16 protein-coding genes are annotated in these 20986 nt (G+C 72.3%); all 16 read left to right on the forward strand.

Features of this window, described 5'->3' with window-relative positions:
* Nucleotides 1-90 precede the first annotated feature (90 nt).
* A complete protein-coding gene (argS, locus tag RIF89_RS00625) occupies nucleotides 91-1758 on the forward strand; it encodes an arginine--tRNA ligase (protein WP_309067251.1) in 1668 nt (555 codons plus the stop codon).
* A gap of 53 nt (nucleotides 1759-1811) precedes the next feature.
* Complete coding sequence (locus RIF89_RS00630) at nucleotides 1812-2606, forward strand: DUF2993 domain-containing protein (RefSeq protein WP_309067252.1); 795 nt, start codon at nucleotides 1812-1814, stop codon at nucleotides 2604-2606.
* Between the two features lie 47 nt (nucleotides 2607-2653).
* On the forward strand, nucleotides 2654-3439 hold the full coding sequence (locus RIF89_RS00635) for a hypothetical protein (protein WP_309067253.1): 786 nt from the start codon (nucleotides 2654-2656) through the stop codon (nucleotides 3437-3439).
* Nucleotides 3440-3661: 222 nt separating this feature from the next.
* Nucleotides 3662-5143, forward strand: coding sequence for a diaminopimelate decarboxylase (gene lysA / locus RIF89_RS00640; RefSeq protein ID WP_309067254.1), 1482 nt, complete (start codon nucleotides 3662-3664; stop codon nucleotides 5141-5143).
* Nucleotides 5140-6444 carry a homoserine dehydrogenase gene (locus RIF89_RS00645; RefSeq protein ID WP_309067255.1) on the forward strand — a complete coding sequence of 435 codons (1305 nt, stop codon included), beginning with the start codon at nucleotides 5140-5142 and terminating at the stop codon, nucleotides 6442-6444. Before lysA ends, RIF89_RS00645 begins: the two co-directional genes overlap by 4 nt.
* Nucleotides 6441-7427, forward strand: coding sequence for a homoserine kinase (gene thrB, locus RIF89_RS00650; protein ID WP_309067256.1), 987 nt, complete (start codon nucleotides 6441-6443; stop codon nucleotides 7425-7427). The genes RIF89_RS00645 and thrB overlap by 4 nt, the downstream gene beginning before the upstream one ends.
* Nucleotides 7417-8880, forward strand: a complete 1464-nt coding sequence (gene thrC / locus RIF89_RS00655) for a threonine synthase (RefSeq protein ID WP_309067257.1) — start codon at nucleotides 7417-7419, stop codon at nucleotides 8878-8880. Before thrB ends, thrC begins: the two co-directional genes overlap by 11 nt.
* Nucleotides 8881-9045: 165 nt before the next feature.
* Nucleotides 9046-11004 carry a transcription termination factor Rho gene (gene rho, locus RIF89_RS00660; RefSeq protein WP_309067258.1) on the forward strand — a complete coding sequence of 653 codons (1959 nt, stop codon included), beginning with the start codon at nucleotides 9046-9048 and terminating at the stop codon, nucleotides 11002-11004.
* A 4-nt stretch (nucleotides 11005-11008) separates the two neighbouring features.
* Nucleotides 11009-12091, forward strand: coding sequence for a peptide chain release factor 1 (gene prfA / locus RIF89_RS00665; protein ID WP_309067259.1), 1083 nt, complete (start codon nucleotides 11009-11011; stop codon nucleotides 12089-12091).
* Nucleotides 12092-12199: 108 nt separating this feature from the next.
* Nucleotides 12200-12856, forward strand: coding sequence for a cell wall protein (locus tag RIF89_RS00670; RefSeq protein WP_309067260.1), 657 nt, complete (start codon nucleotides 12200-12202; stop codon nucleotides 12854-12856).
* A gap of 44 nt (nucleotides 12857-12900) precedes the next feature.
* Entirely contained in the window at nucleotides 12901-14664 is a 1764-nt protein-coding gene (locus RIF89_RS00675) for a DUF4012 domain-containing protein (protein ID WP_309067261.1), read from the forward strand.
* Between the two features lie 188 nt (nucleotides 14665-14852).
* Nucleotides 14853-15467 (forward strand): sigma-70 family RNA polymerase sigma factor, encoded by a 615-nt coding sequence (locus RIF89_RS00680; protein ID WP_309067262.1) that lies wholly within the window; start codon nucleotides 14853-14855, stop codon nucleotides 15465-15467.
* Nucleotides 15464-15943: a hypothetical protein gene (locus RIF89_RS00685; protein ID WP_309067263.1), complete on the forward strand. Its 480-nt coding sequence runs from the start codon at nucleotides 15464-15466 to the stop codon at nucleotides 15941-15943. Before RIF89_RS00680 ends, RIF89_RS00685 begins: the two co-directional genes overlap by 4 nt.
* A 77-nt stretch (nucleotides 15944-16020) precedes the next feature.
* A complete protein-coding gene (locus tag RIF89_RS00690) occupies nucleotides 16021-17661 on the forward strand; it encodes a S8/S53 family peptidase (RefSeq protein ID WP_309067264.1) in 1641 nt (546 codons plus the stop codon).
* 191 nt (nucleotides 17662-17852) lie between these two features.
* The gene (locus RIF89_RS00695) at nucleotides 17853-20342 is read left to right on the forward strand and encodes a CHAT domain-containing protein (RefSeq protein ID WP_309067265.1); all 2490 of its coding nucleotides are present in this window, start codon (nucleotides 17853-17855) and stop codon (nucleotides 20340-20342) included.
* Nucleotides 20343-20573: 231 nt separating this feature from the next.
* On the forward strand, nucleotides 20574-20986 hold a 413-nt coding region (locus tag RIF89_RS00700; RefSeq protein ID WP_309067266.1), incomplete at its 3' end, for a hypothetical protein.

A 20986-nucleotide genomic window follows, 5' to 3' on the forward strand; every position in this document is an offset into this window, starting at 1 on the left:
CGCACGCATCCCGTTCCGCCCGTCGCCGACCCGCTTGCTGCAGGGTGCTGGGCGGTTCGCCTCATCCGCGAGCACTAGCATTGAGGGCCTATGAATCCCGACGCCCTCGCCGCCGCCCTGCTCGCCGTCGTCACGCCGATCGCCGCGCGACGACGTCCCGAGGAGGAGCTCGGGCTGTCGGTCGCGGACGTGACGCTGGAGCGTCCCAGGAATCGCGATCACGGCGACTGGGCGACGAACCTGGCGATGAAGCTCGCCAAGCGCCTGGGCACCAGCCCGCGCGAGCTCGCGCAGGAGATCGCCGGCGGTCTCGCCGACACGGACGGCGTCGCGAGCGTCGACATCGCCGGACCGGGCTTCATCAACATTCGCCTGGAGGCGGGGGCCGCCGGCGCGCTCGCGAAGACGATCGTCGAGGCCGGAGACGACTACGGTCGCAACGACTCGCAGGCGGGCAACACGATCAACCTCGAGTTCGTGTCCGCGAACCCGACCGGTCCGCTGCACATCGGCCACACCCGCTGGGCCGCTCTGGGCGACAGCATCGGACGCGTCCTGCAGTTCTCGGGCGCGACGCTGGCCCGCGAGTTCTACATCAATGACGCAGGCGTGCAGATGAACAACTTCGGCGCCTCGGTGCTCGCCGCGATCAAGGGCGAGCCCACCCCCGAGAACGGCTATCCCGGCGCGTACATCACCGAGCTCGGGCGTCGCGTGCTCGAGGCGCAGCCGGATCTGCTCGATCGCCCCGCCGACGAGCAGCTCGCGATCGCGCGCGACGCGGCGTACGCCCTGCAGCTCGCGGAGATCCAGGAGTCGCTCGCGAAGTTCAACGTGCACTTCGACGTGTGGTTCTCGGAGCGGGTGCTGCATGCGAAGAACGCGGACGGCGGGCCCAGCCTGGTGGACGAGGCCGTCGACCGCCTGCGCGCGCAGGGTCACGTGTTCGACGCCGAGGACGCGGTGTGGGTGCGCACGACCGACTTCGGCGACGACAAGGACCGCGTGATCCGCCGCTCCAACGGCGAGTACACGTACTTCGCGGCCGACGCCGCGTACTACCTCAACAAGGGCGATCGCGGCTTCGCACACAAGATCTACCTGCTGGGCGCAGACCACCACGGCTACGTCCACCGCCTCAAGGCGCTGGCCGGCGCCGCCGGTGACGATCCGGACAAGGACATCGAGGTGCTGATCGGCCAGCTGGTGTCGGTCAACGGCGCGAGGCTGTCCAAGCGCGCCGGCAACATCATCGAGCTCGACGATCTGCGCGAGTGGCTCGGTACCGACGCCCTGAGGTACTCGCTGGGTCGCTACCCGGCGGACTCGCCGCTGTCGCTCGATCCGGAGCTGCTGCGCAAGCGCACGAACGACAACCCGGTGTTCTACGTGCAATACGCCCACGCGCGCACGCACAACGTCGGACGCAATGCGGTCGACGCGGGCGTCGACCGCTCGGAGTTCGCGCCCGAGCTTCTCACGCATGAGACCGAGGCCGCGCTGCTCGGTGCGCTGCAGGAGTTCCCGCGCGTCGTGGCCTTCGCGGCCGAGGTGCGCGAGCCGCACCGCGTCGCGCGGTACCTCGAGGAGCTCGCCGGTCTGTACCACCGCTGGTACGACAGCTGCCGTGTGACGCCGCTCGGCGACGCGCCCGTGGAGCCCGTTCACCGCACGCGCCTGTGGCTCAACGACGCCACCGGTCAGGTGCTGCGCAACGGCCTCGGACTGCTCGGAGTGACCGCTCCCGAGCGCATGTGACCGATCCGTCCGGGCGCCGCCTGGAACAGCCGGACAAGACCGGAGGAGAACCGATGGAGCCTGTCACCGCACCCATGCCGATCCCTCAGCGGGAGGCGCCGCGCCGCAGGCGGGGGCGCGGCGGGGTCGCCCTGGTGGTCGTCCTCGTCCTCGTGATCGGGCTGGCCGTGGCCGCCGAGTTCGTGGCGCGCGCCGTGGTGCGCGACCAGGTGCGCGAGCGCATCGTGAACGAGCTGTCGCTCCCTGCGGACCATCCGGTCGACGTCGGCCTCGAGGGCGTCGTGCTGCTGCAGCTGGCCGCAGGCACCCTGGATCGGATCCGCGTCTCGAGCGATGACGTGGCGGTCGGCGACATGGCGGTCGACGCGGACGTCGAGCTGACGCGCGTGCCGGTGCGCGACGGCGCCGCCGCGGGCCCGGGCACGGGTCAGCTGCGGATCGACGCGGCCGGCCTGGAGCAGCTGCTCGCGCAGTCCGCGCTTCCCCAGGTGCTCACCGGCGCCTCGGTGGCGCTCGCCGAGCCGGACGTCGTGCTGTCCAACGAGTTCACGGTGCTCGGGTCGCAGGTGCCCATCGAGCTGGCCGTGACGCCGGGCGCCGCGGACGGCGCCGTCACGCTCTCGCCCACGCGCGCCACGCTCGGCGGGGTCGAGCTCGCGCTCGACCAGCTCGCGGCCGTAGTCGGCATGTCGCCCGAGGCGACGACGGTGTGCATCGCGAACCGGGTGCCGGCGGGCATCTCGCTGACCGACGTGTCGGTCGTCGGCGATCAGCTCGTGGCGGAGGCGGCCATCGCCGAGGGGACGCTCTCGGATCCGGCCCTGCAGGAGCTCGGCAGCTGCGGCTGAGCCGGCGCTTCGACGGGCGGCAGCGCCCGCTGGCTAGCATCGGGCTCATGCAGATCAGCCCGATGTGGACGGATCAGGATGTGCTGGACGCCGCGGCCGAGTGGACGTGGGTGCCGGACGGCTCGCGCGTCAGCGACGGCGACGTCACGCTGATCCAGCGACCGACCTGGGTGCGGGGACATGTCGCGGTGGAGCGTGTGAGCTCCGCCCGGCCCGCCGCGGACCTCATCGACGAGGCGTCGGCGCGTGCGCGCGCATGGGGAGACGACGCGCTGGAGTGGGCGGTGTCCGAACGGGACGATGCAGCGATCGCGCGCGAGCTGCAGGACCGCGGGGCCGAGGTCATCGAGCGCCTCGACGTGCTGGCCCTGCCGTTGACCGCGGAGCAGGTGCCCGCTACGCCGCCGGGCGTCGCAGTCCGCCGGGTGGACAGCCGCGCGGACGTCCTCGCGATCGGCGCGATCAACGTGGCGGTGTGGGACAACGCGCACCCCGATGATGCGCGCGTGGAGGAGGTGCTTGCCGAACTGCACAGCGGAACGGGCTTCCGTGTCGTCGCCTCGCTCGACGGCCGCGCCGTCGCGACGGGCGGCGTCACGCTCGCGCAAGGGTCCCGCGGCATGGTCGCGCGCCTGTGGGGCGCCGCGACGATCGAGGAGGCACGCGGGCGCGGCGCGTATCGCGCGGTGCTCGCGGAGCGCCTGCGGCTGGCCGCCGAGGCGGGCGCGACGCTCGCGCTCGTGAAGGGCAGGGTCGCCACCTCCGCGCCCATCCTGAAGCGTGCGGGCTTTCATCGCTACGGCGGCGAGCGGCGGTTCCGGCTGCCGCTCTGAGATGCATTCTGCCCAGCCCGACCGAAGCGATCCTCACAACTCAGGAGCTCCGGATGAGGATGCGTCTTCATTTCGGCAGGTCCCTTCGCAAGCGGCCGGGGATGCGCCGTCACGGGGCGACGCAGCAGGACCGGAGCGCCCGCGCGGGTGCCATAGACTCGGGGTCACCCGCGGCGCGTGAGCATCCCGCGCAGGCGGACGTCCCCATCCCGAAGGTGATCCGTGTCCCACGCAGCTGCTCCGGAAGAGAGCAAGGCCCTCGCGCCCGACTGGCTGGCCGTGCCAGAAGACGCGAACGACCTGGCGCCGGGGGTGTGGCCGGCATCCGCTCAGCGCGATGCCGACGGCGCTCTCGTGATCGCCGGGATCTCCACGCCGGAGCTCGTGCAGAGCTTCGGCACGCCCGTGCTCGTGCTGGACGAGGACGAGGTGCGCTCCCGCGCCCGCGCCGCGCTCGCGGCCTTCGGTGACGCGGCCGCCCGCCACGGCGGCCGAGCACGGGTGTACTACGCCGGCAAGGCCTTCCTCAGCACCGAGATCGCCCGTTGGATGGTCGACGCGGGCCTGAACATCGACGTGTGCTCGGCGGGCGAGCTCGCCGTCGCGCTCGCGGCGGATGTGCCGCCCGCACGCATCGGCTACCACGGCAACAACAAGCGCGTGTTCGAGCTGGAGCGCGCCGTCGAGGTCGGCGTCGGCACGATCATCGTCGACTCCGAGATCGAGATCGAGCGCCTCGCCGCGATCACCGAGCGGCTGGATCGCCGGCAGGCCGTGCTCATCCGCGTCAACAGCGGCGTGCACGCCGAGACGCACCACTTCCTCGCCACGGCGCACGAGGACCAGAAGTTCGGCTTCACGCTCGAGGGCGCCGAGCGTGCAGCGGAGCGCATCCGCGAGCTGCCGCTCGTGGACCTCGCCGGGCTGCACTGCCACATCGGATCGCAGATCTTCGGCACCGCGGGCTTCCGCGAGTCGGCGTCGCGCGTGCTCGAACTGCACGCGCGCCTTCTCGAGGCCGGCATCCTCGCCGACGACCCGACCCTGAACCTCGGCGGAGGATTCGGCATCGCCTACACGCGCGCCGACAGCCCGACGCCGATGGCGGAGCTCGCAGACGGCATCGTCGACGCCGTCGCGGACGAGTGCGCCGTGCGCGGGCTCGACCTGCCGGTGCTCGCGTTCGAGCCCGGGCGCTCGATCGTCGGCACCGCCGGCGTCACGCTCTACGAGGTCGGCACGACCAAGTCGGTCGCCGTGGGCGGCACCGAGCGGCGCTACGTGAGCGTCGACGGCGGCATGAGCGACAACGCCCGCCCCGCCCTGTACGGCGCGCAGTACTCGGCGCGCCTGGCGTCGCGCGAGGGCGTCGAGGAGCCGGTGCTGAGCCGCGTCGTGGGCCTGCACTGCGAGTCGGGTGACGTCGTGGTCGACCACGAGTACCTGCCGAGCGACGTGACACCCGGCGACCTGCTGGCGGTGCCCGCCACGGGCGCGTACTGCGCGCCGCTGGCGAGCAACTACAACCACGTGCCGCGTCCGCCCGTCGTGGCCGTCTCGGCCGGACGCGCCCGCGTCATCGTGCGCGGCGAGCGGATCGAGGATCTGCTCGCGCGCGATGCCGGCATCGACGCCTCCGGGGCGTCGAGCCGGCCCCACAGCGACCCCGCGCTCGCCGGGCGCACCGGAGAGGGAGAAGAATGATCGATCACCGCCGCCTCCGGGTCGCGCTGCTGGGCGCCGGATCCGTCGGAGCGCAGGTCGCGAACCTGCTGCTGACGCAGGCGTCCGAGCTCGCCGAGCGCGCGGGCGCCGATCTCGAGCTCGCGGGCATCGCGGTGCGCGACGTCGATGCGCCGCGCGACATCGACCTGCCGCGCGACCTGCTGACGACCGACGCCGAGAGCCTGATCGTCGGGGCGGACATCGTGATCGAGCTGATGGGCGGCATCGAGCCCGCCCGCACGCACATCCTCGCCGCGCTCAACTCGGGCGCGGACGTCGTGACCGGCAACAAGGCGCTGCTCGCGACCCACGGGGCGGAGATCTTCGATGCCGCCGATCAGCTCGGCGCATCCGTGTCGTACGAGGCGGCGGTCGCCGCCGCGATCCCGATCATCCGTCCGCTGAAGGACTCGCTCGCCGGGGACAGGATCCGCCGCATCTTCGGCATCGTGAACGGCAGCACGAACTTCATCCTCGACAAGATGGATCGCGAGGGGCTGAGCGCCGCGGAGGCGCAGCGGATCGCGACCGAGCTGGGCTACCTCGAGGCGGACCCGACGCTCGACCTGGAGGGCTACGACGCCGCGCAGAAGGCCGCGATTCTCGCCAGCCTGGCGTTCCACACGCACGTGTCGCTCGACGACGTGCACCGCGAGGGCATCGAGAACATCACGGCCGACATGATCGACGGAGCCCGCCGCGCCGGGTTCACGATCAAGCTGCTCGCGGTGTGCGAGCGCCTGGACGAGGACGGCGCCGAGGCCATCTCGGTGCGGGTGTACCCCGCGCTCATCAGCCGCGACCACCCGCTCGCGAGCGTGCACGGCGGCAACAACGCCGTGTTCGTCGAGGCGCAGGCGGCGGGCGACCTGATGTTCTACGGCGCGGGAGCGGGCGGACTGCAGACGGCCTCGGCGGTGCTGGGCGACGTCGTCTCGGCCGCGCGCCGGCACATCGCGGGCGGCGTCGGCGTGGGGGAGTCGCCGCGCCAGAGCCTGCCGACCGCATCCATCGGACGGATCCACACGCGCTACCAGGTGACCCTCGAGGTCGCGGACGAGCCGGGAGTGCTGGCGCGGATCGCGGGCATCGTGAGCGAGGGCGGCGTGTCGGTCGCCACGGTCGAGCAGAGCCCGTCGAGCGACGCCCAGGGCCGCGCCCACATCGTGATCGGCACGCACCGCGCTCGCGAGCAGGCGCTCAGCGACACCGTCGCGCGGCTGGCCGCGAGCGACGTCGTCGAGCGCGTCGTGTCGGTGCTCCGCGTGGAGGGCGAGTGACCGCGCCGGCCGCACCCGTGGGAGTGGCGGATCGTCGCACCCTGCTCGTCCGCGTTCCCGCAACGAGCGCGAACCTCGGCCCCGGCTTCGACACGCTCGGACTCGCGCTGAGCGTGTACGACGAGCTCGAGGTCACCGCGCTGCCGGAGGGCGAGCTCGAGATCGAGGTGACGGGCACCGGGGCCGACGAGATCCCGCGCGACGCGTCGCACCTGATCGTGCGCACCATCCGGTACTGCTTCGACGCCGTCGGCCGCACCGCACCCGGACTGCGCCTCGTGGCGCGCAACGGCATCCCGCACGGCAAGGGCATGGGATCGTCCGGGGCGGCGGTCGCCGCCGGCGTGCTGGCTGCGAAGGGCCTGCTCGGCCGGGAGAGCGGCGGCGACGTCGAGCTGACCGACACCGATCTGCTCCGGCTCGCGACCGAGGTCGAGGGCCACCCCGACAACGTCGCGCCCGCGCTGTTCGGCGGGCTGACGATCGCATGGACCGAGCACGGCCTGCCCAAGCACAAGAAGCTGCTCGTGCACCGCGGCGTCGCTCCCGTCGTTTTCGTGCCGGATCGCACGATGTCCACCTCGGCCGCCCGCAGCGTGCTCGAGGCCGCCGTGTCGAGAGAGGACGCGGTGTTCAACGTGTCCCGCTCGGCGCTGCTGATCGCGGCGCTGACCCAGAGCCCGGATCTGCTGCTGTCGGCCACCGAGGACAAGCTGCATCAGCAGCAGCGGGCGCAGGCGATGCCGGAGACCTCCGCGCTGGTGGGCGCGCTGCGCGAGCGGGGCTTCGCCGCCGTCGTCTCGGGAGCCGGTCCCAGCGTGCTGGTGCTCGCCGACGGGCCGGGGCGGCGCCTCGAGGCCGCCGAGGTGGTCGCCCAGACCGCCGCCGGACCGTGGCAGTCCCTCATGCTCGCTGTCGACTTCCTGGGCGGCACCGTGAGGGCCGCCGCCGACGCCAACCTGGAGGTGCCCAGTGGCCTCTGACCAGCAGTACGTCTCCACACGGGGCGGCGGCGCACCGCTGTCGTTCAGCGAGACCCTGATCGAGGGCCTCGCGCGCGACGGAGGGCTCGCGGTTCCCGCGACCATGCCGCACGTCGAGCGCGAGACGATCGAGCGGTGGCGCGCGCTGACATACCCTCAGCTCGCGACCGAGGTCATCTCGCTGTTCGCGGGCGACATCCCGCGCGAGGATCTCGCCCGCATGACCGACGCGGCATACGCGCCGTTCCCGGCGGAGGTCGTGCCGCTGCGGCCGGTCGGCGACGGGCTCACGCTCGTCGGCCTGTCGGAGGGCCCCACGCTCGCATTCAAGGACATGGCGATGCAGTTCCTGGGGCAGGTGATCGAGTACGCGCTCGAACGCTCGGGCTCCGTGCTGAACGTGCTCGGCGCGACCTCGGGAGACACCGGATCGGCCGCCGAGCACGCCCTGCGCGGCAAGGACCGCATCGCGGTGTTCATGCTGTCGCCGCGCGGTCGGATGAGCGCATTCCAACGCGCGCAGATGTTCTCGCTCGACGATGCGAACGTGCACAACATCACGATCGACGGCGTGTTCGACGACTGCCAGAACCTCGTCAAGCGGCTCGCGGGCGACGTCGAGTTCAAGCGCGCCCACAACCTCGGCGCGGTGAACTCCATCAACCTCGCGCGCATCACCGCGCAGGTCGTGTACTACTTCTGGGCCTGGCTGCGCGCGACCGATGCGGGCGGCCCCACCGAGGTGTCGTTCACCGTTCCCTCCGGCAACTTCGGCAACATCCTGTCGGGCTTCTACGCCAAGCGCATGGGCCTGCCGATCCGCCGGCTCGTGCTCGCGACGAACGAGAACAACGTGCTCGACGAGTTCTTCCGCACGGGCGTCTACCGGCCGCGCACCGCCGCCCAGACGCTCGCCACGTCGAGCCCGTCGATGGACATCTCGAAGGCGTCGAACCTGGAGCGGTTCATCTTCGAGCTCGTCGACCGCGAGCCCGATCGCGTGAACAGGGCCTGGCGCGAGCTCGACGCACAGGGCTTCTTCGACTTCACGGCCGAGCAGCCCCGCTTCGCCGAGGAGTTCGGCCTGGTGAGCGGCACCTCGACGCACGACGACAGGATCGAGACGATCCGGTCGGTGCACGCCGCCACCGGCGAGATCATCGATCCGCACACGGCGGACGGCGTCAAGGTCGCCCGGGAGCACGTGGAGCCGGGCGTGCCGATGCTCGTCCTCGAGACCGCCAAGCCGCAGAAGTTCGCCGAAACGATCCGCGAGGCCCTGGGCATCGAGCTCGAGTACGCCCCGGAGCTGCGGGCGATGCTCGACGCGCCCCAGCACGTGACCGACATGCCGGACGACGCCGACGCGCTGCGCGCCTACATCGCTGCCGCCGCGCTCCGAGGTGCTACAGTTGGTCACAGCCCGGTGGGTGCCGATCGGCACGAATCTTGACCACCGACTCGCAATCTGCGAAGCCCCGTACAGGTCCCCCGACCAGCTCTCTGCGCAGCTTGCTCACCTGAGCAGCTGCGCGCGAGCGCCTGGGCGACAGCCGCGTGTCCGCACGCGTCACCCGAATGTGCATGGGGCACCATCACCCGTTCCAGAGGAGCACTCGTGGAGACCATCTCCGAGATCCAGGATGAGGCCGCCGCTGTGACCAGCGAGCAGCCCGTCGACACGGCCGCCGAGACGGCGGCCCCGACCAAGGTCGACGAGGCGCCGGCGAAGGCGCCGCGCAAGCGCGCCCCGCGTCGCGCCACGTCGTCCACCACCAAGGCCGCTGCGGCCGAGGCCGCGCCGGCCGAGGAGCCGACGGCGGAGGCGCCCGCCGCAGCAGCGCCCGCCGAGGAGGCGGCGCCCGCCGAGAAGCCGAAGCGCGCGCCCCGCAAGCGCACGCCCAAGGCCGCACAGGTCGAGGCGCCGGCCGAGGAGACCCCCGCGGCCGAGGCGCCCGCCGAGGCGGAGTCCGAGACCCCCGCCGAGGCGGAGGCCGAGACCGCGGCCGACGAGACGCCCTCCGAGGCTCCCGCCGAGGCCCCGGCCGGGGACGAGGCGGCCGCCGAGGGCGAGAGCCAGGACGGCGCCGACGCCGCGGAGGGCGCCGACGCCGCCGGCCAGGAGGGCTCCGGCCGCCGCAGCCGCAGCCGCAGCCGCAGCCGCAACCGCAACAAGGGCGACCGCGCCGAGGGCGCCCAGAACCAGGCCCAGAACCAGGGCGCACCGAACCAGGGCGGCCAGAACCAGGGCGGCCAGAGCCCGCAGGCTCAGCAGCAGGCCCAGGAGCCCGAGGACGACTCGCGCCTGTCCGGGGAGGCGGGCGGTCGCAACGCGCGCAACGGCCGCAACAAGCGACGGGGCGGAAACCAGCCCGGTGACGAGTTCGAGACCGAGATCACCGAGGACGACGTCCTCATCCCGATCGCGGGCATCCTCGACGTGCTCGACAACTACGCGTTCGTGCGCACGACCGGCTACCTCCCGGGTCAGCAGGACGTCTACGTCTCGCTCGGCCAGGTGAAGAAGTACAACCTGCGCAAGGGCGACGCCGTCGTCGGCGCCATCAAGCAGCCGCGCGAGGGCGAGCAGCCGGGCCGCCAGAAGTACAACGCGCTCGTCAAGGTCGACTCGGTCAACGGCCTCTCGGTCGAGGACGCCGCGGGCCGCGTCGAGTTCTCGAAGCTCACGCCGCTGTACCCGCAGGAGCGCCTGCGCCTCGAGACCGCTCCCGAGAAGCTGACACAGCGCATCATCGATCTCGTCGCTCCGATCGGCAAGGGCCAGCGCGGCCTGATCGTCGCGCCGCCGAAGGCGGGCAAGACGATCGTGCTGCAGCAGATCGCGAACGCGATCGCGCAGAACAACCCCGAGGCCCACCTCATGGTCGTGCTCGTCGACGAGCGCCCCGAAGAGGTCACCGACATGCAGCGCACGGTCAAGGGCGAGGTCATCGCCTCGACCTTCGACCGCCCCGCCGAGGACCACACGACGGTCGCCGAGCTCGCGATCGAGCGCGCCAAGCGCCTCGTCGAGCTGGGCCGTGACGTCGTCGTGCTGCTCGACTCCATCACGCGCCTCGGCCGGGCCTACAACGTGTCGGCGCCGACGTCGGGTCGCGTGCTCTCCGGCGGCGTGGACGCCTCCGCGCTGTACCCGCCCAAGCGCTTCTTCGGCGCCGCCCGCAACATCGAGAACGGCGGATCGCTCACGATCCTCGCGACCGCGCTCGTCGAGACCGGCTCCAAGATGGATGAGGTCATCTTCGAGGAGTTCAAGGGCACCGGCAACATGGAGCTGCGCCTGTCGCGTCAGCTCGCCGACAAGCGCATCTTCCCGGCCGTCGACGTCAACGCGTCGTCCACGCGCCGCGAGGAGATGCTGCTCTCGGGCGACGAGGTGAAGATCACCTGGAAGCTGCGCCGGGCGCTGGCCGGTCTGTCGCCCGAGCAGGCTCTCGCCGTCGTCCTGGACAAGCTGAAGGAGACGTCCTCGAACGTCGAGTTCCTCGTGCAGATGAAGAACGCCCAGATGTCCGTGGGCGGTCGTTCCTCTGGTCACGAGAACGACATCCGCTGAGCGCGTGTTCGATTCCGTCGATGCGCTGATCGACGAGCACCGCCGGGTGCAGGAGGAGCTCTCCGACCCGGCGGTGCACGCCGACGCCGCGCGCGCGAAGCGCGTCAACCGCCGCTACGCCGAGCTGAGCCGGATCGTCGCGGCGCACGAGGCGTGGACGGCCGCGGGGGAGGACCTCGAGGCGGCGCGCGAGCTCGCGCGGGAGGACGAGGCGTTCGCCGCGGAGATCCCGTCGCTCGAGGAGAAGCGGGCGCACGCCCAGGAGCGCCTGCGGCGCCTGCTGATCCCGCGCGACCCGGATGACGCCCGCGACGTGATCATGGAGATCAAGGCCGGCGAGGGCGGCGCGGAGAGCGCGCTGTTCGCCGCCGACCTCCTGCGGATGTACACGCAGTACGCCGCGTCCAGGGGCTGGAAGACCGAGCTGCTGGAGCGCAACGAATCCGACCTCGGCGGCTACAAGGACGTCCAGGTCGCGATCAAGGGCTCGTCGGCGGATCCCGCGCAGGGCGTCTGGGCGCACCTCAAGTACGAGGGCGGCGTGCACCGCGTGCAGCGCGTGCCCGCCACCGAATCGCAGGGGCGCATCCACACGTCGACGACCGGCGTGCTCGTGTTCCCGGAGGTCGATGAGCCGGAGGAGATCCAGATCGATCAGAACGATCTGAAGATCGACGTGTTCCGCTCGTCGGGCCCCGGCGGCCAGTCGGTCAACACGACCGACTCGGCCGTGCGCATCACGCACGTGCCGACCGGGATCGTCGTGTCCATGCAGAACGAGAAGTCGCAGCTGCAGAACCGCGAGGCCGCCATGCGCGTGCTGCGCGCGCGACTGCTGGCGCGCCAGCAGGAGCAGCTCGACGCGGCCGCGGCCGACGCCCGCAAGTCGCAGATCCGCGGCATGGACCGATCCGAGCGCATCCGCACCTACAACTTCCCCGAGAACCGCATCGCGGATCACCGGACCGGCTACAAGGCGTACAACCTCGACCAGGTCATGGACGGCGCGCTCGAGCCGATCCTCCAGTCGTGCATCGAAGCGGACGAGGCCGAGCGCCTCGCCGCCCTCGGCGACGCCACCGCGTAGTTCACCCCGAGCCTCACCCGCCGCCCGCGGCTCCATGTATCAGGAGCCGCGGGCGGTCGCTCGTCCAGGACGAGGCTCCCGTGCGTGCGGGAGGGGAGAGGACAGCTCATGCTGCACGGAATGTGGGCAGGCGCGGCCGTCGCGCTGGCGCTCGGCGCGACCGCGGCCACCGCGGCGACCGGGGTGGACGAGGTGTATGCACCCGAGCAGCCCGTCGAGCCGTCGGTCAACGCGAGCGCGTACGGGGAGTGCGTTCAGGATGCGCCGTATGTCGTCTACGACGTGACGCTCGTCGACCCGGACGGGCGGGCGACGTCCGACGCCGTCACGCTCGTGTTCACCAAGGGCGCCCTTCGCCACGAGGTGCCGCTCGGCACGCTCGGCGACGATGGCCGGCTCGCGGGCCGCGTGCTGTGGCCCGCCGCCGCCGTGGACTCGTCGGGTCAGGGCATCGACTGGCCGGGCTGGGTCCAGCGGGGCGGGGATTGGGTCGATGTCGGCGAGGAGGACCTGGGCTGGACCCGCGAGGGCGCGGCCGTCACGCTCGACGTCAATCCCGAGGCGGCCGTCGCGGTGTCCTACCCGCCGTCGACGCCGTTCTGCGCGGTCGGACCCCAGGGCGTCGTGCCGATCGCCGCTGCGGCCGGTGATCCGCCCTCGCTCGCCGCGACGGGAACGGAGCTCGTGGCCCCCCTGATGCTGGGGGCGGGCATGCTCACGGGCGGGCTCGCGTTCGCGACCGCGCGGCGCCGGCCGAAGGTGTGATGTTCCGATCACAGGGCCGCAGCGCGCCGCGGACGGCGCGGGCGGTGAAGGCTCGCGCGCCCGGGCCGCGCTGGCGGCGCATCACCGCGCGCGCGGTGCTCGGTACGGGGCTGCTGCTGTGCGCGGCGGTCGCGTGGCTCGGCGTGCGCGGCGCGCTCGCGCTGGGCGAGGCCACCGCGCTGCGCGCGGCCGCCGACCGCTTCGAGGCGACGCTCGACGCAGCATCCTCCGACGCGGCGCACGCCGCGTCCTTCCTGGACCGCGTGTCCGGCGACGCGGGGGCGCTCGCCGGGCACGCTTCGACCCTGGCGTCGCTGACGTCGGATCCCGTGTGGCTCGCGGCCGAGCACGTGCCGTACGCGGGGGCGCAGCTGCGGGCGGCTCGCGTCGGCGCCGGCGAGCTGGCGCGCCTGACGGCAGCGGGCCGCGACGTGCTCGATGCCTCCTCCGGCGTGCTTGCGAGCGTGAAGCCGGAGGGCGTCGACGTCGACGCCGTGCGGGCGCTCGTCGAGCCGCTCGACGACGCGGTCGCCGCGATCGGCGAGGCGCGCACGGCGCTCGGCGGGATCGACCGGACGGAGCTCGTGGGCCCCGCCGCCTCGGCGCTGGGGCAGCTCGACGACATGATCGAGCGCGTCGGCCCCGCGCTCGAGGCGATGCGGGCGACGGCCGTCGTCGTTCCGCCCATGCTCGGCGCGGACGAGCCCCGCACCGTGCTGCTCATGCTCCAGAACCCCGCCGAGCTGCGCGCCGCGGGCGGCATCACCGGCACGTTCATCGCGCTGCGCGCGGACGGCGGCGCCGTGGAGATCGCCGACCAGGCCGACAGCACGGCGTTCCCTCCCGCCGCCCGGCCCATGGCGCACGTCCCGGCGGATGCGTCGGCGCGTGCCGACGACGGCATCGGCCGGTTCGTGCAGAACATCACGGCCACGCCCGACTTCGCGCTGTCGGCCGAGCTCGCGCGAGCCTGGTGGCGCCAGGCGCGCGGAGCCGAGGTCGACGCCGTGATCGCGATCGACCCGCTCGTGCTCGAGCCGCTGCTCGCCCTGACGGGCCCCGTCTCGGTCGAGGGCGAACAGCTGCACGCCGAGCAGGTCGTCGACACGCTGCTGCGCCGCCCCTACCTGGAGCGCGAGCAGGACGCGCAGTCGGCATACTTCCGCGCCGTGACGGACGCCGTGTTCACGGCGGCGCTGGCACGGCCGGCGGACGCGCCGGGCATGGCTTTCCACCTCGCCCCGCTGATCGACGAGGGCCGCCTCGCGGTGTGGAGCGCGCATCCCGCCGAGCAGGCGGTGATCGCCGGCACCGCCGCCGCGGGCCTTGCCGCCCGCATGAACCAGGAGGAGGCGCACGCGCTCCTGTTCGACGACCTGACGGGGGGCAAGCTCGACGCCTATCTCGACGCCTCGTTCGCGCTCACGATCCAGTGCCGCAGCGACGGACGTGCCACGATCCTGATCCGGGCCGAGCTGCGCAGCGCGGTCGAGCCGGGCGTCGAGCTGCCGTGGCGGGCGTTCCCGGCGTTCGGCGGCTTCGCACGCGAGGACATCGGCCTGCGGCTCACGGCGCTCGCCCTGCCGGGGGCCGTGGCCGAGGGCGTGTGGATCGACGGCGCTCCCGCCGCGTGGAATGCGGCCACGGTCGTCGGCCGCCCCGGTGCGGCGACGCGCGTCACGGTGCCGCCGGGGCAGTCGGCGACCGTGGAGTTCCGCTTCGCGGGAGAGGCGGGTGCCACGCCGGCGCTGCTGCACACGCCGCTTGTCGGCGATGCGCCCCTGGCGCTGGAAGGAGGCTGCGGATGACCTTGGCCCGCGGTGCGCCGGTCACCGGGACAGCGCCATGCTTGATCGAAAATTATGCTCGCATTGCTTGTGCCGCCCCTCGGCGTGTCGGCACAATGTGGCGGGTGGAGGACATGCCTCCGCCGAGGCGTCCGGACACCCCGGATCCGGATGCCGCACCGCTTGCGTCCCCCCGCGCAGCGGCAGAGGTGCCAGAGGCACCCGGCGAAAACGACACCGGAGACGGTCGCGCCCGCTGGCGGCTCGCGGCGGCGCTCTTCGTGCGCTGGCGCGACACGGGTCAGAGCCGCTCGCTCGACGAGCTCGTGCGCCTGCTGAGCCCCGTGCTGTGGCACGTCGTGCGCGCCTATGGACTGCGGCGGGAGACCGCCGAGGACGTCGTGCAGGCGACGTGGCTGGCGTTCGTGCGCAAGCACGATTCGATCCAGGACCCCGAGGCCGTGTCGGCCTGGCTCACGATGACGGCCCGCCGAGAGGCATGGCGGGCGTCGAAGGTCGATACGCGGGCGGACCCGACGGAGGATGACGCGCTGGAGTTGAAGATGCCGCCGAGCGCGACGGCGGAGGACCAGGCCGTGGGGCAGCTCGAGGCGCAGCGGCTGTGGGACGCGGTGTCGACCCTCGATGAGCGCTGCCGCCGGCTGCTGCGCATCGTCGCGTTCGATGACCGGCCGGATTACCGCCGCATCGCGAACGATCTCCATATGCCGATCGGAAGCATCGGACCGACCAGACAGCGCTGCCTGGGCAAACTGCGCACACGGCTCGAGGGCCCGGACGGGATCGAGCGAGGAAGAGCATGACCGTGGACAGCACGTCGTCGAATGAAGAGGAACGGGATCGCGAGACCTTCGACGCCCTCAAGCGCATGTGGGAGCGGATCGACACGCCTCCCGCCGACCTCGTCGAGCGGATGATCGCCGCCGTCGCCGTCGACGACCTGTCGCGAGAGTACGCGCTGCTGACCGAGGTGTCTGCCGATCAGGCCGCGGTGCGTACGGAGCAGGAGCGGCTGACGCTGCAGTTCAGCGACGACACGACGAGCGTGCTGCTGCACGTCTCGGCGACCGAGTCGGGCAGCCGTCGCGTGGACGGGTGGTCGGAGCCCGCCGTGCTTGCCGCGCGCCTGTCCCAGGGTGCACGCGAGTGGGCCGCCGCGCTCAATGACGAGGGCCGGTTCGCGTTCGACGAAGTGGCGCCCGGCCTGTCGGCCGTGCGCTTGATCGTCAGGATGGACGGTGAGCTGAGAGAGTTCGTCACGCCGCAGTTCGAAGTGTGACCCTCTCCCAGCACGACGGCGGCGCCCCCACGCCGCCGTGGGGTGGAGTGCGGCTTCGCCGCGGAGAGAGGTGACCCATGGCCGACTCGTCGCAGCCGGAGAACTGGAGCTGGCGCGATCGCGCCGCGGGATCCGTGCCGAGGGGGCGCACGCTCGACCCGACTGTCGAGCCCGTGCCGGGCATCCAGGCCTTTCCCACCGTGTACGTGCCGGATCGCCTGCTCGTCTCGAGCGAGAGCAAGTCCCGCCAGTCGCAGCTGCGCGACCTCGACGCGACAGCCGCGACATTCGGCTGGCGCATCGAGCTGGAGGATCTGCGTGGCGGCGCGCTGCGCGGCTTCGACGCCGCGCCGGAGCCGCTGCTTCCCGGTGTGCCGGGCGTGACCCGCGTGCGGGTCGTCGCGCCCGGCGAGACGCCCGACGCCGATTCGCCGCTCGCCCCGGACGCCTGGCGTCTGCTGCAGCGCACGCGCCGGCACACGAAGTCGCGGCTCGAGGGCGTGGGCCTGGACCACGTGCTGGCGATCGATCCGGTGGGCGTGAACCCGTTCACGGCGACCAACCCCTTCACGGCGACCAACCCGTTCACGGCGACCAACCCGTTCACGGCGACCAACCCGTTCACCGCCACCAACCCCTTCACCGCGACGAACCCGTTCGGTGCCGCCGAGTACGCGCGGCCGGGATGCGGGGGCCGCCAGCCGATCGCCAGGCTGGGGGCGGGGCCGGTGCGGACGGCGACGCTCGCACGCGGCCGTCGTCGTCCCGTTGTGGCGATCCTGGACACCGGCTGCGGCGTGCACGACTGGATGCCGGACGACATCGTCACCCGGAGCCTGGAGCTCGACGGCGTGCCGATCGGACTGACGGATGAAGCCGACCCCGAGAAGTACGGCGATCTGTATGGACAGCTGGACGGCGAGATCGACCCGGTGCCCGGCCATGGCACGTTCATCGCCGGAGTCGTCCGCCAGCTGGCACCGGAAGCCGACATCGTCTCGGTGCGGCTGGCGAACGCGCTCGGCGTCGTAGAAGAGAGCCTGCTCATCCGCACTCTGGCGGAGGTGATCGAGCTGGTCCGTCGACACGCGGCGGGCGATGAGGGCGGCGTCGCGATCGACGTGCTCAATCTCTCGCTGGGCTTCTACCACGAGACACCCGAGGACGGCCTGTTCTCTCGCACGGTCTACGACCTGCTGCGCGTCGCGCGCGAGCTCGGCGTGGCTGTCGTCTGCTCGGCGGGCAACGACGCGATCGATCGGCCCTCGTTCCCCGCAGCGCTATGGGCCTGGCCGGGGGGCGATTCCGGGATCGAACCGGATGAGTTCGCCCAGCACGTCGCGGTGGGGGCGCTCAATCCCGGGGCGACGTCGGTGGCGCTGTTCTCGAACGTCGGACCGTGGGTGCACGTGTACGCGCCGGGTGCGGCGATCGTCAGCTGCCTTCCCGCCTTCGAGGGCGGCAGGCAGGCGACCACCCGACTGGACCTCTACGGTCACCGTCGGCAGACGATCGCCGTCGAGGACTACCGCGGCGGGTTCGCGACCTGGAGCGGCACGTCCTTCGCGGCGCCGTACGTCGCGGGTGTCATCGCCGCAGAGCTCGGGATGGTCCCGCTCACGAAGACGAGAGCACGAGCCGATGCAGTCGAACGTATGCGGAAGGCGACGAGACAGGCGCTCTCAGAACTCGATCAAGCCGACGGATCGAGGGTGTGAGCGCACCATGGGCGGGGGTCAGCGGGCGCACGGTATTGGTGGGCGTGAAGGGCATGAGGGGAGCCTCGGGATCTGGGTAGGACGGGATTCGGGGCGTCGAATCGGTCGGGGGCCCGGTCCGCTAACGGACATCATGCACCCTGGCCCGGAATCCCGGAAGAGGGATATGTCATATCTTTCGGAGGCGCCCGATGCGGCTCACCGCGGATGATCTGCACGCCCGCGGGGTCGACCTCAGCAACAGCGGGCGGCTGACCGCCGCGCGGCGGGCGCTGCGGAGCGCGGCGGAGCGTGCGACGTCGCACGAGGAGAAGGCCCGGATCGCCGGGACGCTCGCGTACGTGCTCACGCGCACAGGACGCCCCGAGGAGGCCGAACGCATCTGCCGCGAGGTGCTGGACGCCGCCGACGGCGGTTCCGTGCTGTCGCAGTCGGCGATCGCCATCCTGCACGGCCAGCTCGGAGCGCTGGCGGTCGAGCGCGGCGACTTCGACGAGGCGCTCGTCATGCTCGGCAAGGCGATCGCCGCGGAGACCAACCCGACGCGACTCGGCAACATGCTCATCAACCGGAGCGTGGCGCTGATGCGTCGGCACCATCTGGCGCAGGCGCGGGCGGACCTCGACCGCGCCGCCGAGTGCTTCTCCGCCACCGGCGACACGGTCAACCGCGCCATGACGGTCCACAACGCCGGTTACGTGGCTCTTCTCGAGGGCGATCTCGTGACCGCGCTCGAGCGCATGGCCGAGGCGCGGCCGCATGTGGCCTCCTCGCCGGTCAACATGGCCGTGTGCGATCTCGACCGCGCGGAGGTGCTGCGCGAAGCGGGGCAGGTCCTCGAGGCGGAGAAGACGCTGGAGGACGTGGCGCGGTCGTTCGGCGCGGCGCACATGCCGCAGTCGCGAGCCGAAGCCGAGTTCCACCTCGCACGCTCGCTGCTCACCTACGACCTCGCCCGCTGCGCCGAGGTCGCCGGCCGAGCGGCTCGCCGCTTCCGCCGCCTGGGCAGCACGGCCTGGGCAGCGCGGGCGGACGGGATCCGATTGCGCGCACTGCTCTACATGCCGGATGCCGGCCGGCGTCGGCCCACCGCGGAGCAGGTCGATCAGATCGTCGAGGCTCTCGAGCAGGCGGGTTTCCCGAGCGAGGCGCGGATGCTGCGCCTGACGAAGTGGATCGCGTGCGCTCGCCGCGGTGAGGCCGATCCCGGCGTGGGGAGGCTCCGTGACAGCGACCCGCTGCCCGTGCGCCTTCTCACGCACGAGGCCCGCGCGGTGCAGGCTGCGGCACGCGGCAAGGACGCCGCTGTGCGGCGCCACGCGGCCGCGGGCCTGGAGACGCTGTCGGAGTGGCAGCGCTCGTTCGGGGCACTGGATGTGGCGTCCTCGATCGCGATGCACGGCAACGGCGTCATGCTCGAGGGGCTCTCGGCGGCGATCCGCTCCCGCCGGCCGGACGTGCTGTTCGAGTGGTCCGAGCGCGCACGCCACTTCGCTCATCAGGTGAGCCCCGTGCGCCCTCCGCGCGATCCCGAGCACGCGGCCGACCTCGCGCAGCTGCGTCTGCTGCGTGAGGAGGCAGGGGCGATGTGGGAGCAGGATCCCCGGGTGTGGGAGATCCGGGAGCGCCTGCGCGAGCGCCAGTGGGCGACGGCGGGCGACGGGCACGGCATCCCGCGCGTCGATCTCGAGAAGCTGCGCTCGAATCTCGAGAGCGACACCGCCCTGCTGACCTACGTGTACAGCCGCGACGCCCTCGTGTGCCTCGTCGTACCGGCCACGGGCAGACCACGGGTCGTCGACATCGACGCGGCAGCGGTGCGCGAGCGGATGCCCGGGCTGCGCGCCGACCTCGACGTGGTCGCCTCCGTGGGAGGCGGACCCATGGCACAGGTCGTCGGGCGCGCGCTCGATGTGCGGCTCGCCGCGCTGTCCCGGCTGCTGGTCGAGACGCCGCTCGCCGCCGCCGGCGACCCGCGGCGCGTGCTGATCACCGCGCCGGGCATCCTGGCCGGAATGCCGTGGACGATGCTGCCGGGGATGCGCGGCCGCTCGGTGTCGCTCGCGCGATCCGCCTCGCGCTGGTCGGCCTCGCGGTCGTGGGAGCGCACGGGAAGGAATGCGGGCTTCGCGGTCGGGCCGGGCGTCGCGCGCGGAGCCGAGGAGGCGCTCACCGCGGCGTTCGCGTGGGAGGTCAACAGCGCCGACGGGGGCGGCATGGCGCCCCCGCCGCCCGTGCTGCAGGGTGCCGACGCCACGGTCTCCGCGGTCAGCACGCTGGCGGAGGAGGTGGATGTCCTGCACCTCGTGGCGCACGGCCGTCACGCGCTCGACGCACCGATGCTCTCCGGTCTGAGTCTCGCCGACGGCACGCTGTTCGGATACGACATCGACCTCATCGACCGTCCGCCCAAGACGGTCGTCCTGTCGGCGTGCGAGCTGGGGCGCTCCTCCGTGCGATGGGGTGCGGAGGCCATGAGCATGGCGCACGCGTGGCTGCACGCCGGCGCCGTGTGCGTCGTCGCGGCTCCGGTCACGGTGGCCGACGACGTCGCCGCCGAGCTGCTCGCGGCGCTGCACGGCGGACTGGCGGCGGGCCTCGCGCCGTCCGACGCGCTGGCGGCCGCCAGCGAGGAGACCGGCCGGGTGTCGCCGTTCCTCGTACACGGCAGCGGCTTCTGAGTCGCGTATCACGTCGGCGCCGTGGCGCTCCGTGATGGATGTCATCCGGTATATTCATACTTGGGCAGTTCTGCCCACCTCACCCGGGTATCATTCTCGGTCTTCCCGCGTCCTGCTCGTCATGGAGACGCAGGTGGGCGCGGGTGGGAGACAGGTCAGCGACGCGCGCATTCGGCAGCCATACGGCGGTGCGCGTCGCGAACAGATAGATGGCGGTGGATGATTATGGGCGTGGATGACGATGCCGCGATGCTCGCGGACCTGCGCTCGATGTGGGAGCGGTTCGACGAGCCCCCCACCGACCTGACGGCGCGGATGATCGCCGCCGTCGCCGTCGAGGACGTGTCGCGCGAGTACGCGCTGCTGACGCAGGTCCCCACCGAGCTGAGCGCGGTGCGCAACGAGCACGAGCGGCTGACGCTGCAGTTCCACGACGAGGCCACCAACGTGGTGCTGCATGTCTCGGAGAGCGAGTCGGGCATGCGCCGCGTGGACGGCTGGGCGGAGCCGGAGGTGCTCGCGGCGCGCCTGTCGCAGGGCGACAGGGAATGGGCGGCGGAGATGGGCGGCGAGGGCCGCTTCGCATTCGCCGACGTCGAGCCCGGCCTGTCCACCGTGCGGCTCGTCGTGCGCGTCGACGGCGA

The sequence above is a fragment of the Microbacterium sp. genome (assembly GCF_031178525.1).
Classification (GTDB): Bacteria; Actinomycetota; Actinomycetes; order Actinomycetales; family Microbacteriaceae; genus Microbacterium.

Excerpts from the sequence above, each read along its gene's own strand:
- argS (WP_309067251.1), top strand. The coding sequence starts at position 91 with ATGAATCCCGACGCCCTCGCCGCCGCCCTGCTCGCCGTCGTCACGCCG.
- RIF89_RS00630 (WP_309067252.1), top strand. The coding sequence starts at position 1,812 with ATGGAGCCTGTCACCGCACCCATGCCGATCCCTCAGCGGGAGGCGCCG.
- RIF89_RS00635 (WP_309067253.1), top strand. The coding sequence starts at position 2,654 with ATGCAGATCAGCCCGATGTGGACGGATCAGGATGTGCTGGACGCCGCG.
- RIF89_RS00645 (WP_309067255.1), top strand. The coding sequence starts at position 5,140 with ATGATCGATCACCGCCGCCTCCGGGTCGCGCTGCTGGGCGCCGGATCC.
- RIF89_RS00670 (WP_309067260.1), top strand. The coding sequence starts at position 12,200 with ATGCTGCACGGAATGTGGGCAGGCGCGGCCGTCGCGCTGGCGCTCGGC.
- RIF89_RS00685 (WP_309067263.1), top strand. The coding sequence starts at position 15,464 with ATGACCGTGGACAGCACGTCGTCGAATGAAGAGGAACGGGATCGCGAG.
- RIF89_RS00690 (WP_309067264.1), top strand. The coding sequence starts at position 16,021 with ATGGCCGACTCGTCGCAGCCGGAGAACTGGAGCTGGCGCGATCGCGCC.
- RIF89_RS00695 (WP_309067265.1), top strand. The coding sequence starts at position 17,853 with ATGCGGCTCACCGCGGATGATCTGCACGCCCGCGGGGTCGACCTCAGC.